This window comes from Pseudomonas frederiksbergensis (genome assembly GCF_003732665.1).
Classification (GTDB): domain Bacteria; phylum Pseudomonadota; class Gammaproteobacteria; order Pseudomonadales; family Pseudomonadaceae; genus Aquipseudomonas; species Aquipseudomonas frederiksbergensis_G.
In genome coordinates this window covers 102,290-118,086 of the sequence record NZ_MOBP01000003.1, presented here as the reverse complement: position 1 = coordinate 118,086, position 15,797 = coordinate 102,290, and the positions used below count along the sequence as shown (strand labels likewise).

Sequence of the window (15,797 nt, the reverse complement as noted above, 5' to 3'; positions counted from 1 at the left end):
CGCGGGCAAGCCTCGCTCCTACAGGGGTTTTGTGAACACCACAAGTCCAATGTGGGAGCGGGCTTGCTCGCGAAAGCGTCAGCAGCAATACCGCAGGATCAAAGCCCCATCTGCTTGCTGATGATCTCGTTCATCACTTCCCGCGTCCCGCCGCCAATCGACAGGATCCGGTTATCCCGATACAGCCGCTCCACCAGACTCTCGCGCATATACCCCAATCCCCCCAGAATCTGCACCGCATCCGTGGTGATGCGATCCGCCGTGTCGGTGGCGAAATTCTTGGCCATGGAAATCTCCTTGATCACGCTCTGCCCTGCGGCCATCTTCGCCGCTTGGCGATAGGTGAATTCCCGCGACACCTCCAGCGCCGTGGCCATTTCCGCGAGACGGTGCTTGAGTACCTGGAACTTGCCGATCGGCTTGCCAAAGGCCTCTCGTTGACGCGCCCACTTCAGGCTCTCTTCCAGCGCCAGTTGCGCGGTCATGTTGGCCATCAGCGCCAGGGCCAGTCGCTCGCTCTGGAAGTTGCCCATGATGCAGGCGAAGCCCATGTTCTCGGCACCGATCAGATTTCCTACGGGCACCCGGCAATCATCGAAGAACAATTCGGCGGTGTCCGACGCCCACCAGCCCATTTTCTTCAGTTGCCGGCCGACGGTGAAACCCGGCGTCCCTTTCTCGATCAACAACAGGCTGATGCCGCCGAAACCCGGCTCACCGGTGCGCACCGCCACGGTGTAGAAATCCGCACGGACGCCGCTGGTGATAAAGGTTTTGCTGCCACTGACCCGATACCAGTCGCCGTCGCGCACGGCGCGGGTTTGCAGGTTGGCCACATCGGAACCGCCACTGGGTTCGGTGATGGCCAGGGCGCTGATTTTCTCGCCAGCCAACACCTGGGGCACCACCCGGTCTCGGACCTCGGGCCTGGCCCATTTGAGAATCGGCGGCAGACCTATGTCCAGGGAACCCAGGCCCGCCACCAAACCGCCGGAGCCACAACGCATCAGCTCTTCGCTGGCGGCGACCTTGGCGAACAGATCACCTTCGTGACTGCCGCCCAGGGCTTCGGGGTAACCGATGCCGAGAATCCCCGCCGCGCCGGCCTTGAGGTACAGCTCCCGGGGGAAGCTTTCGGCTTCTTCCCACTGATCGATGTCCGGCAGGATCTCGCGCTCGACGAAACGCCTGACGCTGTCGCGGACCAATTGGTGGCTGGGGTCGAAGTATTCCTGAAAGGCAGGCATCGGCGAACTCCACTGAAGGGTTCAGCGACGTTAACCGAGCGCTTGCTTGGTTTTCAACAGGATTGTGTGAATCAGATTGACCGAGGTGCGCCCTTCGCGAGCAAGCCCGCTCCCACAGGGGATTTGCGGCGTACACAAATCCAATGTGGGAGCGGGCTCGCTCGCGAAGGCGTCAGCTCAAACACTACAAGGCAATCGGCTTACGCCCCGCAAACGAATGCGCCAACGTCCCGCCATCCACCAATTCCAGCTCGCCACCCAGCGGCACGCCATGGGCAATGCGCGAGGCAATCAGGCCTTTGTTGCTGAGCAACTGGGCGATGTAATGCGCCGTGGCTTCACCTTCCACCGTCGGGTTGGTGGCCAGGATGACTTCGGCAAAGGTGCCCGCCTCTTCGATCCGCGCCAGCAATTGCGGAATGCCGATGGCTTCTGGCCCGAGGCCGTCGAGTGGCGACAAATGGCCCTTGAGCACGAAGTAGCGACCGCGAAAACCGGTCTGCTCCACGGCGTAGACATCCATCGGACCTTCCACCACGCACAACAAGGTGTCGTCGCGGCGGTTGTCGGCGCATTGCGGGCACAGGTCGTCTTCGGTCAGCGTGCGGCACAAGCGACAGTGACCGACCCCTTCCATGGCCTGGCTCAAGGCCAGCGCCAGGCGCGAGCCGCCACTGCGATCGCGCTCGAGCAGTTGCAACGCCATGCGCTGGGCGGTTTTCTGACCCACACCCGGCAACGTTCGCAGGGCATCGATCAGTTGGCGAATCAGAGGGCTGAAGCTCATGGGGAAAAGTCCGACAAAACAACGAGACGCGGTTTATACCCGCGCCTCTGGCCAGCGTCAAATACTCAGTCCTGGGCGACCCGCACCACCAGTTTGCCGAAGTTGCGACCTTCCAGCAGACCGATGAACGCCTCGGGCGCCTGCTCCAGGCCATCGACCACGTCTTCGCGGAACTTGACCTTGCCGTCGCGCACCCACGGTGCCATGGCGCTGACGAACTCGGGTTGGCGATCACCGTAGTCATCGAACACGATAAAGCCCTGGATCCGCGCGCGCTTGGTCAGCAAGGCACGTTGCAATTGCGGCAGGCGATCCGGGCCACTCGGCGCTTCATGGGCGTTATAACCGGCAATCAGGCCACAGAGCGGAATCCGCGCCTTGGCGTTGAGCAGCGGCACGATGGCATCGAAGACCTTTCCGCCGACGTTTTCGAAGTAGATGTCGACGCCTTTTGGACAGGCCAGGGCCAGGTCATTGGCGAAGCTTTCGCTTTTGTGGTCGATGCAGGCGTCGAAGCCCAACTCCTCGACCACGTAGCGGCACTTGTCCGCACCACCGGCCACGCCGACCACCCGCAGGCCTTTGATCTTCGCCACCTGGCCGACCACCGAGCCCACGGCACCGGACGCCGCAGCGACGACCAGGGTTTCGCCGGCCTTGGGCTGGCCGATGTCCATCAGGCCCATATAGGCCGTCATACCCGGCATCCCCAGTACACCCAGCGCCATCGACGGGCTCGGCAGCCCGGACGGGATCGGAATGATGTTGCGGCCATCGCTGATGCTGTGGCTCTGCCAACCGGTGGAGCCGACCACCAGATCACCTTCCAGGAATTTCGGATTCAGCGAGCGCTCGACGCGGCTGACAGCACCGCCGGTCATCACCTCGTCGATTTCCACCGGTGCAGCGTAGGACGGCGCGTCACTCATGCGACCGCGCATGTAGGGGTCGAGGGACAGGTAAAGGGTCTTGAGCAACACCTGACCGTCGGCCAGGTCCGGCAGCGCGACACGCTCCAGGCGAAAATTCTCCGGGGTCGGCGCGCCCACCGGGCGGGACACCAGGACGATACGTTGGTTGAGGGTCAATGCTTGTGGCATGTGAGCGTCTCCTGTGATCGGTGAATTTTGCGGTATAGGGTGCAGACCGTTGTGGCGGTATGGCGTTCGATGTTTATTCAGTGGGACCGAGTCGACTTCTTCGCGGGCAAGCCCGCTCCCACAGGTGACCGAGTTCCAACTGTGGGAGCGGGCTTGCTCGCGAAGGCGCCCTCCCCGGCAACACATCTTCATCAGCCGGAAACGAAAATGCCAGGCGCAATGCCTGGCATTTTTTGTAACCCATCCAACTCGCCTTGGCGAATCAGAATGGCAGTTTCATACCCGGCGGCAGTTGCATGCCAGCGGTCACGCTGCCCATTTTGTCTTGGCTGTTGGCTTCGATCTTGCGCACGGCATCGTTGACGGCGGCGGCGAACACGGCCTCCAGCATCTCTTTGTCGTCTTCGCTCAGGCCTTCTACCAGGCTTGGGTCGATGGTCACGCGCTTGACGTCGTGACGACCGGTCATCACCACGGTGACCATATCGCCACCGGCCTTACCGGTGACTTCGGCGTTGGCCAGTTCTTCCTGCATCTTGGCCATTTTTTCCTGCATCTGCTGTGCCTGCTTCATCAGGCCGGCCATGCCACCTTTCATCATGGTAATCACCTCAAAGTACTTGGATTAAAACGTCGCCCGGCGGATGTGGCCGAACGCCTTCAGTTATTAGCCCTGACTGACCAGGGCTTCGACAGGTTCAATAGTATCGTTACGCACCACGGCATCGAACTGCTGCATCATCTGCTGGATGAACGGATCACCGTGGATCGATTCCTCGGCCTCGCGCTGCCGGTTCACCCGACGACGGGACGCAGCCTGGGCCGGGGTTTCCTGCTCGGGCTTGATCAGCTCCATGGTCAGGGTCAACGTGCGGCCGTGGAACTGGTTCAAGGCATCGTTCAGGCGCCGTTGCTGGGTCGCGTTGAACAAGGCGCTGTGGGCCGGGTCCAGGTGCAACAGCCAATGGTCGCCATCGACGGCGATCAGCGTGCAGTTGGCGGCGATGCTGCCGGTCATGCCGGAAATCGGCAATTTCGGGAACAGCTCCAGCCATTGCAGCGCCAGGCCGGTGGCCGGCATCGCGGCGGGCTCCGGCTCGGGTTCCGGCGTCGGTTCGGCGGTGTGCTCGCTGGCCAGTTCGTCCAGGTAGCTGTAGGCCGAGTCGATGTCCGGCTCGATGTAATCCTCGTCCAGCGGCGGCTCATCATCGTCGATGCCCGGGGTGGCGGCATCGACTTCGGCCACGGACGGCTCAGGGATCGGCGCGGCGGCCCATTCCGGCGCGTCCGGCACCACGCTGTCCGGCGTGGGCATTGGCATCGGCGGCAATTCAGGTTGCTCGCTGGCGGTTTCCAGCACTGGCTCGACGGCCGGCTGCTGGACCACTTCGGGTTCAACCGGGTCATTCCACGGCAGGTCGACCACAGGTGCAACCGCGACCGCTTCAACCACGGGTTCGGGCACGACCACTGGCGCAACCGGTTCAGGCTTTGGTTCAGGGGCCGGAGCCGCAACAGGCGCAGGTACAACCGGGGCAACTGCCGCAGGGGCTACCGGCGCAACTTTCGGCGCGGCAGCCACTGAATTTGCGGAATCAACTGTGGCCTGGCTGATCCCCACTGTCTTTAGCGGTTGCCTCGGGGCGTCCGTCGTATCCGCCGGCCTGAAGGCCAGCATACGCAGCAGGACCATTTCGAAGCCACCCCGTGGGTCGGGCGCCAACGGCAAGTCGCGGCGGCCAATCAGGCCCATCTGGTAATAAAACTGCACGTCTTCGGCCGGCAAGGCCTGGGCCAGAGCCAACACCCGGTCACGGTCGCCATGGCCGTTGTCGACGCCTTCCGGCAAGGCCTGGGCGATGGCGACCCGGTGCAGCACGTTGAGAATTTCCGAGAGCACGCCGTTCCAGTCCGGGCCTTGCTCGGCCAGGTGACGCACGGCTTCGAGCAACGCCTTGGCGTCGCCTTCGATCAGCGAATGCAAGACATCAAACACCTGGCCATGATCCAGCGTACCGAGCATCGCCCGCACGTCGGCGGCCATGACCTTGCCTTCACCGAAGGCGATGGCCTGGTCGGTGAGGCTCATGGCGTCACGCATCGAACCATCGGCGGCACGGCCCAGCAGCCACAGTGCGTCATCTTCGAACGGCACCTGTTCGACACCGAGGACGTGGGTCAAATGCTCGACCACCCGTTCCGGGGTCATGTTCTTCAGCGAGAATTGCAGACACCGGGAAAGAATCGTTGCCGGAAGTTTCTGCGGATCGGTGGTCGCCAGGATGAACTTGACGTAGGGCGGCGGCTCTTCGAGGGTTTTCAACAGCGCATTGAAGGAATGGCTGGAGAGCATGTGCACTTCGTCGATCAGGTAGACCTTGAAGCGCCCGCGGCTCGGGGCGTACTGCACGTTGTCGAGCAGTTCGCGGGTGTCCTCGACCTTGGTCCGGCTCGCGGCGTCGATCTCGATCAGGTCGACAAAGCGCCCTTCATCGATCTCGCGGCACACCGAGCACTCGCCGCAGGGCGTCGAAGTGATACCTGTTTCACAGTTCAGGCATTTGGCAATGATTCGTGCGATGGTGGTCTTGCCGACACCGCGCGTCCCGGTAAACAGGTAGGCGTGGTGCAGCCGTTGGCTGTCCAAGGCATTGATCAGAGCCTTGAGCACATGGGTCTGGCCGACCATTTCGCGGAACGAGCGCGGACGCCATTTACGTGCAAGAACCTGATAACTCATCGAAAACCGTCGCAACGAAGGAACATAAGCGGCTAATGCTAGCGGAGCAGGCCCGAAATTGCATCCGGTGTGCTCGTCTAATCTGGCTAAGCTGCACTTTGGGGGGCTATTTTCGGCTCGGGGTTTATCAGTACCGGAGCGTTTATGCGGTTGGCCTTGGGGGCTTTATTGTGGATCAGCCTGAATGTCGCAGCCGCCGACGCGCCTGTGCGTTTTGTCATGGCCGACAGTTGGGCCATGCCGATGGTGCAACTGGAGCGGGGCCGACCGACCCAAGGCATCCTCTACGACATCATGCTCAGCCTCGCGACCCAGGTTGGCGTGCCTGCCGAATTTCACGTGCTGCCCCGGGCCCGGGTGCAGGGCGCCATGGAACACGGCGAAGTCGATGTGCGCTGCTATGCCGCGCAGTCGTGGCTGCCGAACCAGTCCGGGGATTACATCTGGAGCATTCCACTGTTTCTGCAGCGCGACCTGCTAGTCAGCCGACAAGGCGCGCCCACGTCAGTTGTCCCCGCCAGCCTGAAACATGAGTCCATCGGCACGGTGCTCGGCTACATCTATCCGACACTGCAACCGCTGTTCGACGCAGGCCAGTTGCAACGCGAAGACGCGCGTAATCAGGAACAGGTCCTGGATAAACTCCTGGTCGGACGCTATCGCTACGCCGTCACTAATCAATGGACCCTGGACTGGTTCAACCAGCGCCTGATGTCCGGCGGGCAATTGCAAGCGGTGGCGGTGTTGCAGGAACAGAATGTCGGCTGCTACGTGCGCAACGACCCGGGTGTGCCGGTGCAGCGGATATTGCGCACGTTGCTGCGGATGAAAATGTCGGGGGAGATTGATGACATTATTGGACTGTATACCGGTGAGGGGCCTGGTACGCCTTGAGCCGATCTTACCGATTAACACTGAAACCCTGTGGGAGCGGGCTTGCTCGCGAAAGCGGTGTGTCATACAGCATTGATGTTGACTGATACACCGCTTTCGCGAGCAAGCCCGCTCCCACCCGGGATTCGTGGTGATCAGAAGACTCAGCCAACCTGATCCAATTCCCGCCACTCCACCGGCGCAACAAACCCGGCCACCCACTCCGGCACTTCGGCAGGCGGCATCGGCCTGGCGATGAAATACCCCTGGGCCACTTCGCAGCCCAGTTCCAGCAGCAATCGACCATGCTCGACACTCTCCAACCCCTCGGCAATCACCTGCCGGCCAAACGCCCGGGCCAGGCCGATCACGGCGGTGGTCAGGGCCAGGTCGTCACGATCGTGAAGAATGTCGCGCACAAAGGATTTATCGATTTTGATGGTCTGCGTGCGCAAGCGCTTGAGGTAGCTGAGGGACGAGTAACCGGTGCCAAAATCCCCCAGTGAAAACTGCACGCCGAGGGCCTGACAGGCCTGCAAGCAGGCGCTGACATGCTGGATATTCTCCACCGCCACCGACTCGACGATTTCCAGGTCCAGCATTTGCGGCGGGACCTGGGCATGGCGAGCGAGTACCTGCTGCAGCCGTTCGACGAAATCCGCCCGCTGAAAATGCCGCGCTGCAATATTGATGCTGATCGGCCAGCCCTGCCCCGCCTGCTGCCAGCGGTGCAATTGTGTCAGGACCTGATCCATCACCCATTCGCCGATGTCGATGATCAGGTCGGTTTCCTCCACCAGCGGCAGGAAATCCCGGGGTGGCACCAGGCCGTTTTGCGGGTGCTGCCAACGCAGCAACGCCTCGAAACCGACCACTTCGCCACGGCGCATGTTCACCTTGGGCTGGAAATACAGGCGCAATTCCCCAGAGGCCAACGCCTGGCGCACCCGCGCAACTGTCTGGTGCGTGACCTTGACCTCCTGGTCCCGGGACACATCAAACAGGTGAAAACGGTTGCGCCCGCGCTGTTTGGCCACGTACATCGCCTGATCGGCGTGACGCAACAGGGTTTCGGCATCTTCGTGGTCGTAGGGGAACAGGGTCACGCCAATACTGGCGAACACATTGATGCTCTTGCCATGCAGCGAATACGGCGCCGAGATCGCCCCCAGCACCCGATTCAGCGCCGCGCGAAGTTCCGGCAGGTCGCGCACGTAACGCAACACCAACACAAACTCGTCACCGGCCAGCCGCGCCACCACGTCTTCGCCGCGCACAATGGCGCGCAGGCGCTTGGCCACTTCCACCAGCAACAGATCGCCACTGGCATGACCGTAGCCATCGTTGACCGCTTTGAAGCCATCGAGATCGAGCATGCACACCGCCAGCGGAATGTTTTCCTGGCGGGAAAACTCCAGCGCCTGGTCCAGCAGGTCCGAGAGAAACGCGCGATTGGGCAACCCTGTCAGCACGTCATGCCCGACCCGCCATTGCAGGGAATGCAGCAACTGGCGTTTTTCGCTGATATCGAAACGAATCGACAGGTAACGGTCCACCCGGCCGGTGGCGTCATTGAGCACCGGCACCATGGTGCTGTCGACCCAATACAGGCTGCCATCCTTGGCGCGGTTGCAGATCTCTCCCTTCCAGACGTTGCCCAGGGCGATGGTGCGCCACAGGGTGGCGAAGAAATCGGCGGAGTGCAGGCCGGAATTCAGCAGACTGTGGTCTTGCCCGATCAGCTCCTCGCGGCGATAGCCGGAGATGGCGCAGAACTGATCGTTGACGTAGGTAATCCGGCCGTTCAGATCCGTCTCGGAAAAGATGGCGGCGGCGTCCACGGCCCTGCGGTATTTCTCATCCATGAGTCAGGCTCGCTGTCGCTAGCGGTGATACCGCTCGACCAGCACACAATGCCCGGAAGAGATGTTTTGAGACGGACTGCGCAGAGACACGTGCTTACTCCATGACAGCATTTGATGGCCCCGGGGCAGTCGAAGATCAACTAGGCTCAAAGGCCTCGGCGAAGTTGGAAACGGCGGTCCGGGCAACATTTTGCAAGGCTTTCGGGCCACTCATGGCTTCTCCACACCCGGCGATGGAACGCAACGCTGGCGGTTTCGTATCGCCTCAACTTCTGAAAGCAGGTCACCAAATGTCCCCTTTGAGCGGCGATTCTACGAAATACATCACATTTTGCAAGACAAGGTGATGGATCATGCAGTTGTCTAATGCAAAAATCTATCGTTAAGTTCTTGATTCTAAATGGGAATTGAGCGATGCAAATTTCAAGTTTGGGTCCGGCCATCCGACGCTATCGCAAGGTCGCGGGGCTTACTCAGGCTGAACTCGGCGAAAAAACCGGTTTTGACCCCAAAACCATCAGCCGCTTCGAAACCGGCACCTATACCCCCAGCGTGGAGGCATTGTTCCTGCTTGCCGATGTGCTGGGCGTGAAGCTGAAAGCGTTTTTCGCAGATTTGGGCGATGAAGACGAACAGCGGGCGTACCTGTTCAGCGTCATACACAAAGCCACCTCAAAGGATCTGGGAAAGCTGATCGCTGCGGTTGACCAGGCCTTGTCCAAGCCTTAGTGCCAGTAATGAAAAAGGCAGATTTGTCGAAATCGATAAATCTGCCTTTTGTACTTTGCAGCGCCTGAAAATCCTCACACCTGGCGCATTGAAGAACGTGCATCGATAGTGGCCATCCGATATTCTCCGCGCGAAATTAATTCAAAATGTAAGGGAATACGATGAAACACCTCCGCCCAATCCTCATGGCCGCATTGTTGTGCGCATTGCACAGCCCCGCGCAGGCCGCCAGCAATACTCCGCCGACAACCCCGACTGAAGCGGTCCAGGCCGAGCAAACGCCCGCACAGTTTCTCGCCACCCTGAAACAACAGCACGGCACCATCACCCTGCCCTCCGGCATTGCCACGTTGAAACTCAACGACGAGTTTTATTACCTGGACCCGAAAGACACGGAACGCCTGCTGACCGAGGGTTGGGGCAATCCACCTGGCCACAAGACCCTGGGCATGATCATTCCAAAAGCCGTCAACCCACTGACCGCCAGCGGCTGGGGCGTGATCGTCAGCTACAAGGATGACGGGCATATTTCCGACGAGGACGCGGCAAAAATCGACTATGCCGACCTGCTCAAGCAAATGCAGGCAGAGGACGAGGAAGACAACAAGGCGCGCCAGAAGGACGGCTATGCCGCCCTGCACCTGCTGGGCTGGGCCGAGCAGCCGCACTATGACGAAACCACCCACAAAATGTACTGGGCCCGGGAACTGAAATCCGATGACGCCAAAGACAGCACGCTGAACTACAGCATTCGCGTGCTGGGCCGCAAAGGCGTGCTGGAACTGAACGCCGTCGCCGCCATGGCGGATCTGCCGACCATCAAGCAGGAATTGCCGAAAGTCATCGACTTCACCAACTTCACCGACGGCAACCTGTACACCGACTACAGCCCCGGCACCGACAAATTGGCGTCTTATGGCCTGGCAGCTCTGGTGGGCGGCGGCCTGGCGGCCAAGGCCGGGCTGTTTGCCAAGATCGGCATCTTCCTGCTGGCCGCGAAGAAGTTCGTGATCGTCGGCCTGGTGGTCATCGCAGGATTTGTGCGCAAGCTGTTCAGCCGCAAGTCTTCCTGAGCCTATTGGCATGCTGTGCTGCCGGGTGACCTGGCAGCGCAGGATTCGCAAACGCCAGGCATGAAAAAACCGCTACAGGACAACGCAGCAGACAAACAGGAATAGAGTTTTTTATTCGAGATACATCGGCGGGTATTGCGCGCTCACATCTTCGAGGCTGAAGACATGGCGTTATGGAGGCAACCCCACCAGCCACACCCCGGCACACAATGTTCCCGCTGTGGCTGCTTCCTTCCGGATCTGACCAGGTTCACGGGTAATCGTTGCGGGGGGACCGATGGAGTCACCATAACGACATTCACCTGACGGCGAACGGCGCCATTGTACCTATCTGAGACGAAGTTACAACCGTTCGGCCCAGATTAAAAATATGAATCAGGTCAATGACATGCGCCGGCCCCGAAAAGCCGCGCTTATTGCGCTAACACCTCATCCGCCCGACCGCCCTCCTGCTGGATCACCAGGTGGATAAAGTGCAGCTTGGCAATCACCGCCGGCGGCAGGACGAACGGGTAGAAATCCGGCTGGCCCATGCTGCGGGACAATTCGTTGAGCATGCCGGCCAGCTCGATCCACGCGTTGACGAACGACAGAAACGCCGCGCCGCCGGGATGCTGGGGGTCGTAGAGGGTGCTGAGCGGGAATGGCTGGTAATCGAAGTCCATCTCCCGGGCGCTCATACCAAAGCCCAGGGCAGTGTCCACGGCGTCCATCATGTGCAGGTAGTGCGCCCAGGTTTCGGCCCAGTCTTCCCAGGGATGCATGGTCGCGTAGGCACTGACGCAATGTTGCTGCCAGTCCAGCGGCGCGCCTTGTTGGTAGTGCCGCTCGAGAGAGTCGGCATAGCTGGCGCGTTCGTCGCCAAACAGGCCGCGAAACGGCTCCAGCCACTGGCTGTTGGCGATCAGTCGATCCCAGTAGTAATGCCCGACTTCGTGGCGAAAATGCCCGAGCAGCGTGCGATAGGGTTCATGCATCTGCACCCGCAATTGCTCGCGGTGAGCGTCGTCGGCTTCCTTGATGTCGAGGGTGATCAGGCCGTTGGCGTGTCCGGTGGTCGGCGGCTTGCCTTCGAGGTCGACGCCAATGAAGTCGAAGGCCAGGCCGGTTTCTTCATCCACGGTCTTGGGGATGACCTGCAAACCGAGGCTGACCAGTTGCGCGACGAGGCGCCGCTTGGCCGTCTCGACCTTGCGCCAGCGTTCAGGGTTTTCGGGGATCGATAGATCGGGGATGGTGTGGTTCAGGCTGCACGCGATGCACAGCGCATCATGGTCGTTGGCCGGGAGCAGCCAGTTGCAGGCCGCCGGGGAATCGAGATTGGCACAGCGACGAAACAGCCCTGCCTCGGGATCGACATCGAGCAGCCAGGTGTCCGCTTGCGGGCCGGGTTGCAGCGACGACAGGCGACTCTGTTGCGGCTGATAGCCCAGCGCCGCCGAGCAGGCCAGGCATTGGCTGTTGCTGAAGAACAACGATTGCCCGCAGCGGCAATGCCAGACCTTGCTGTTGCGCGAACTCTCGCCGGCGAAGGGCGCGGCGATGCGGGAACTGAGCTGTTCGAAGAAACGGTACATGGCGAACTCTCCCTGAGGGGTGCCAAGACTAGATCATTTCAGCTAGCCGATCGTTCCCGCTTTTTGCGCAACGGCAAATATCGCTTTCGCGAGCAAGCCCGCTCCCACAGGGTTTACGCAATCCTGTGGGAGCGGGCTCGCTCGCGAAGGGCATCACACCGAAATGTCGTGCTTACGCAGGAACTCGACAAACGCCTCTTCATCCAGCACCTTCAAGCCCAATTCATTGGCCTTGGCCAATTTGGAGCCCGCCCCCGGCCCGGCGACCACGCAATGGGTCTTGGCCGACACCGAACCCGCCACCTTGGCGCCAAGGCTTTCAAGTTTGTCCTTGGCCACATCACGGCTCATCAATTCCAGCGAACCGGTCAATACCCAAGTCTGCCCAGCCAGCGGCAAGCCTTCGACGACTTTCTTTTCGCTTTGCCAATGCATGCCGAAATCACGCAACTGCTTTTCAGCGGCTTGAGCAATCTGGCGATTTTCCGGAAGCGCGAAAAAATCCCGAACCGAATTCGCCTGTTTCTCCGGCAATGCCTGACGCATGTCCAGCCAGTCAGCGCCGAACACGCCTTCCAGCGAACCGAACTTGTCCGCCAGTTTCTGCGCCCCGCCCGGTCCTACCGACGGAATGTGCAGTTTGTCGAGGAAACCACCCAGCGTGGTGCTGGCGGAAAACTCGGCGCCCAGTTCACCCTGATCCTGAATCTGCAAACCGTGCTTGAGCAGCTCCGCGATCACCTGCTGGTTGTGCGCATCTTCAAAGAAGCTGTGAATCTCATACGCCACTTCGAGGCCGACGTCCGGCAGGTACGTCAGCACCTGCGGCAACGCTTGCTGGACCCGCTCCAGCGAACCCAGGGACCGAGCCAGCACCTTGGCCGTCTCTTCGCCGACATCGGGGATGCCGAGGGCGTAGATGAAGCGCGCCAGGCTCGGCTGCTTGCTGTCCTGGATTGCGCTGAGCAGTTTCTTGCTCGACAGCTCGGCAAAGCCTTCCAGGTCAACGATGTCTTCGAATTTCAGGGCGTACAGATCGGCCGGAGAACTGACCAGACCTTCATCCACCAATTGCTCGACGCTCTTGTCGCCCAGGCCTTCGATGTCCATGGCGCGACGGGAGACGAAATGGATGATCGCTTGCTTGAGTTGCGCGCCACAGGCCAGGCGGCCGACACAGCGGTACACCGCACCTTCGCTGACGGTTTCGCGGCCCTTGCTGCGCTTGACCAGTTGCGTGCGCTCGACATGGGAACCGCACACCGGGCACTGTTCCGGAATCTGCACCGGCCGGGCATTGTCCGGACGACGCTCAAGGACCACTTGCACCACTTGCGGAATCACATCGCCGGCGCGGCGGATGATCACGGTGTCGCCAATCATCAAGCCCAGACGCGCCACTTCGTCCATGTTGTGCAACGTCGCGTTAGCCACGGTCACGCCGGCCACTTTGACCGGTTTCAAGCGTGCGACTGGCGTCACGGCGCCAGTGCGACCGACCTGGAATTCCACGTCGAGTAACTCGGTGAGTTCTTCCATCGCCGGGAATTTGTGGGCAATCGCCCAACGCGGCTCGCGCGCACGGAAACCCAACTCACGCTGCGAAGCAATGCTGTTGACCTTGAACACCACGCCGTCGATTTCGTAGCCCAGCGCATTACGTCGTTCGCCGATGTCGCGGTAGTAGTCCAGGCATTCATCGATGCCGTGAGCCAGTTTCAGCTCATGACTGATCGGCATGCCCCAAACCTGCAATTGCTTGAGATTGCCGATGTGGGTGTCGGCAATGTCCGCCGAGATCTGGCCGATGCCGTAGCAGCAGAATTCCAATGGGCGGTTGGCGGTGATCTTCGAATCCAGCTGACGCAAGCTGCCGGCCGCGGCGTTGCGCGGGTTGGCGAAGGTCTTGCCGCCGACTTCCAGTTGCGTGGCGTTGAGCCGTTCGAAACCGGCCTTGGACATGAACACTTCGCCGCGCACTTCCAGAGTCGCCGGCCAACCGGTGCCGTGCAGCTTGAGCGGGATGTTGCGCACGGTGCGCACGTTGACGCTGATGTCTTCACCGGTGGTGCCGTCGCCACGGGTGGCGCCGCGCACCAGCACGCCGTCCTGGTACAACAGGCTGACCGCCAGGCCATCGAGCTTGGGTTCGCAGCTATATTCCACCGCCGCGCCGCCCCCGAACAGATCGCCTGCCGGCAGGTCCAGGCCTTCGGTCACCCGGCGATCGAATTCGCGCATGTCGGTTTCTTCGAAGGCGTTGCCGAGGCTGAGCATGGGCACTTCGTGGCGCACCTGGGTGAACGCCGACAACGCTGCGCTGCCGACACGCTGGGTCGGCGAGTCGCTGGTGATCAGTTCGGGGTTGGCCGCTTCCAGGGCCTTGAGCTCATGGAACAACCGATCGTACTCGGCGTCCGGAATGCTCGGCTCGTCCATCACGTGATAGCGATAGTTGTGCTGATCCAGCTCAGCGCGCAGCTCTAGAATGCGGTTTTTGGCGGCGGTCATGGGTGTTCTCTCATAAAGCAAAAGAGCAGCCGAGGCTGCTCAATTTTCTAATCACGATAGCCTAAAGGCTTGCACCATGTGGCGAGGGGCTTGCCCCCGTTCGACTGCGAAGCAGTCGCAAATATTGTGATCGTGTTTTATCTGGCACAACGGGCGCCATGGTTTTGGGGCCGCTTCGCAACCCAACGGGGGCAAGCCCCCTCGCCACAACAGCCCTTTTGCCTTTATCGTTTCTGGGTCAATGCGCGACGTTCAAACTCAACGATGCGCTGACGATAGTGCTCAATGGTCTGGGCGGTCAAAACGCTGCGCTGGTCGTCCTTCAGTTCGCCGTTCAGTTCCTGGGACAGCTTGCGTGCCGCGGCCACCATCACGTCGAAGGCTTGCTTCGGATGACGCGGGCCTGGCAGGCCGAGGAAGAAGCTCACCGCCGGGGTGCTGAAATGGTCGATGTCGTCCAGATCAAAGATGCCCGGCTTGACCGCATTGGCCATGGAGAACAGCACTTCACCGTTGCCAGCCATGCTTTCGTGGCGGTGGAAAATATCCATCTCGCCGAAACGCAGGCCACTTTCCAGAATGTTCTGCAACAGCGCCGGGCCTTTGAAGCCGGCGGCGTCGCGGCAGATCACGCTGATCACCAATACTTCTTCGGCTTGCGGCTGTTCTTTGTCGCTGACCGATGGCGAAGGCTTGCTGTCGTCCGGAAAATCGTTGTCACGACTGCTGAAGCTCGGGCCGCCGTCCAGGTCCAGACTGAGGTTCATGTCACCCTGGGAAGGTTCGCTGTGGCCACGCTTGCCGCGCTTGGAACCCGACTCACGGGGCTCCCGGGCCGGCATGCTCACCGACGGCAGATCGTGCTCGTCCAGTTGCGGCTCTTTATGGGTATCCAGCACCCGGGGCGGGCCCAACAGCTCGGCGCTGGTGTCCTCGTCCGGCAGGTTGGACAGACTTCGGTCAAGACGGAATTTAAGTTTTCCCTTGCCGCCGCGCATGCGACGCCAGCCATCGAAAAGAATACCGGCAATGACAATAATGCCGATGACGATCAGCCACTCGCGCAGACCGATTTCCATGTAATCCCGTGCCTCTATAAAAAATGCTGAAAAATAAGGGGTTTACAACGTGCAAACCGCTTTAAAACGTGGCGCCAACTCTATGTTCTGACAGGCGTTTTGCCCACGTATACGAAAAATTGACATTAAACTAGCACGACCAAAGGCAACTTTACACCGTCTGTCACAATGGCTTGAGCGAATATGTCGATTGGCCACCTGTAAAAGACAAGTAAA

The 15,797-nt window shown here is 60.6% G+C and carries 12 protein-coding genes and 1 other RNA gene; 3 read left to right on the top strand and 10 right to left on the bottom strand.

What is annotated here, in order from left to right; genetic code table 11:
* Positions 1-98 precede the first annotated feature (98 nt).
* The 5 genes from BK665_RS04660 to dnaX form a co-directional block, all read right to left on the bottom strand.
* The gene (locus tag BK665_RS04660) at positions 99-1,247 is read right to left on the bottom strand and encodes an acyl-CoA dehydrogenase family protein (RefSeq protein WP_123403317.1); all 1,149 of its coding nucleotides are present in this window, start codon (positions 1,245-1,247) and stop codon (positions 99-101) included.
* Positions 1,248-1,431: 184 nt separating this feature from the next.
* Positions 1,432-2,034, bottom strand: a complete 603-nt coding sequence (recR, locus tag BK665_RS04655; protein ID WP_123403316.1) for a recombination mediator RecR — start codon at positions 2,032-2,034, stop codon at positions 1,432-1,434.
* 65 nt (positions 2,035-2,099) lie between these two features.
* A complete protein-coding gene (curA, locus tag BK665_RS04650; protein ID WP_123403314.1) occupies positions 2,100-3,134 on the bottom strand; it encodes an NADPH-dependent curcumin/dihydrocurcumin reductase in 1,035 nt (344 codons plus the stop codon).
* Positions 3,135-3,396: 262 nt separating this feature from the next.
* A complete protein-coding gene (locus BK665_RS04645; RefSeq protein WP_123403312.1) occupies positions 3,397-3,735 on the bottom strand; it encodes a YbaB/EbfC family nucleoid-associated protein in 339 nt (112 codons plus the stop codon).
* Positions 3,736-3,801: 66 nt separating this feature from the next.
* Entirely contained in the window at positions 3,802-5,874 is a 2,073-nt protein-coding gene (gene dnaX, locus BK665_RS04640; RefSeq protein WP_123403310.1) for a DNA polymerase III subunit gamma/tau, read from the bottom strand.
* 144 nt (positions 5,875-6,018) lie between these two features.
* Here dnaX and BK665_RS04635 point away from each other — a divergent pair, with 144 nt between their 5' ends.
* Complete coding sequence (locus BK665_RS04635; protein ID WP_123403308.1) at positions 6,019-6,768, top strand: substrate-binding periplasmic protein; 750 nt, start codon at positions 6,019-6,021, stop codon at positions 6,766-6,768.
* A 143-nt stretch (positions 6,769-6,911) separates the two neighbouring features.
* On the opposite strand, the gene BK665_RS04630 is transcribed toward BK665_RS04635, so the two are convergent.
* Positions 6,912-8,612 (bottom strand): putative bifunctional diguanylate cyclase/phosphodiesterase, encoded by a 1,701-nt coding sequence (locus BK665_RS04630; protein ID WP_123403306.1) that lies wholly within the window; start codon positions 8,610-8,612, stop codon positions 6,912-6,914.
* A 414-nt stretch (positions 8,613-9,026) separates the two neighbouring features.
* Between BK665_RS04630 and BK665_RS04625 the strand changes: the two genes are divergently transcribed.
* Together BK665_RS04625 and BK665_RS04620 are read left to right on the top strand one after the other, a co-directional pair.
* Positions 9,027-9,341, top strand: coding sequence for a helix-turn-helix domain-containing protein (locus BK665_RS04625; protein ID WP_123403304.1), 315 nt, complete (start codon positions 9,027-9,029; stop codon positions 9,339-9,341).
* Positions 9,342-9,502: 161 nt separating this feature from the next.
* On the top strand, positions 9,503-10,414 hold the full coding sequence (locus BK665_RS04620) for a DUF2167 domain-containing protein (RefSeq protein WP_123403302.1): 912 nt from the start codon (positions 9,503-9,505) through the stop codon (positions 10,412-10,414).
* Positions 10,415-10,597: 183 nt separating this feature from the next.
* Here the strand turns inward: BK665_RS04620 and ffs are convergent.
* The 4 genes from ffs to zipA form a co-directional block, all read right to left on the bottom strand.
* Positions 10,598-10,694: signal recognition particle sRNA small type (gene ffs, locus BK665_RS04615), an RNA gene on the bottom strand.
* A gap of 133 nt (positions 10,695-10,827) precedes the next feature.
* The gene (locus tag BK665_RS04610) at positions 10,828-11,991 is read right to left on the bottom strand and encodes a zinc-binding metallopeptidase family protein (RefSeq protein WP_123403300.1); all 1,164 of its coding nucleotides are present in this window, start codon (positions 11,989-11,991) and stop codon (positions 10,828-10,830) included.
* A 153-nt stretch (positions 11,992-12,144) separates the two neighbouring features.
* On the bottom strand, positions 12,145-14,502 hold the full coding sequence (ligA, locus tag BK665_RS04605) for an NAD-dependent DNA ligase LigA (protein ID WP_123403298.1): 2,358 nt from the start codon (positions 14,500-14,502) through the stop codon (positions 12,145-12,147).
* A gap of 224 nt (positions 14,503-14,726) precedes the next feature.
* Positions 14,727-15,581 (bottom strand): cell division protein ZipA, encoded by an 855-nt coding sequence (gene zipA, locus BK665_RS04600; protein ID WP_123403296.1) that lies wholly within the window; start codon positions 15,579-15,581, stop codon positions 14,727-14,729.
* Between the last annotated feature and the right edge of the window lie 216 nt (positions 15,582-15,797).

Coding starts and splice junctions, on each gene's coding strand:
- BK665_RS04630 (WP_123403306.1), bottom strand. CDS start 8,612: ATGGATGAGAAATACCGCAGGGCCGTGGACGCCGCCGCCATCTTTTCC.
- BK665_RS04660 (WP_123403317.1), bottom strand. CDS start 1,247: ATGCCTGCCTTTCAGGAATACTTCGACCCCAGCCACCAATTGGTCCGC.
- zipA (WP_123403296.1), bottom strand. CDS start 15,581: ATGGAAATCGGTCTGCGCGAGTGGCTGATCGTCATCGGCATTATTGTC.
- dnaX (WP_123403310.1), bottom strand. CDS start 5,874: ATGAGTTATCAGGTTCTTGCACGTAAATGGCGTCCGCGCTCGTTCCGC.
- BK665_RS04610 (WP_123403300.1), bottom strand. CDS start 11,991: ATGTACCGTTTCTTCGAACAGCTCAGTTCCCGCATCGCCGCGCCCTTC.
- BK665_RS04645 (WP_123403312.1), bottom strand. CDS start 3,735: ATGATGAAAGGTGGCATGGCCGGCCTGATGAAGCAGGCACAGCAGATG.
- BK665_RS04635 (WP_123403308.1), top strand. CDS start 6,019: ATGCGGTTGGCCTTGGGGGCTTTATTGTGGATCAGCCTGAATGTCGCA.
- BK665_RS04620 (WP_123403302.1), top strand. CDS start 9,503: ATGAAACACCTCCGCCCAATCCTCATGGCCGCATTGTTGTGCGCATTG.
- ligA (WP_123403298.1), bottom strand. CDS start 14,502: ATGACCGCCGCCAAAAACCGCATTCTAGAGCTGCGCGCTGAGCTGGAT.
- recR (WP_123403316.1), bottom strand. CDS start 2,034: ATGAGCTTCAGCCCTCTGATTCGCCAACTGATCGATGCCCTGCGAACG.
- BK665_RS04625 (WP_123403304.1), top strand. CDS start 9,027: ATGCAAATTTCAAGTTTGGGTCCGGCCATCCGACGCTATCGCAAGGTC.
- curA (WP_123403314.1), bottom strand. CDS start 3,134: ATGCCACAAGCATTGACCCTCAACCAACGTATCGTCCTGGTGTCCCGC.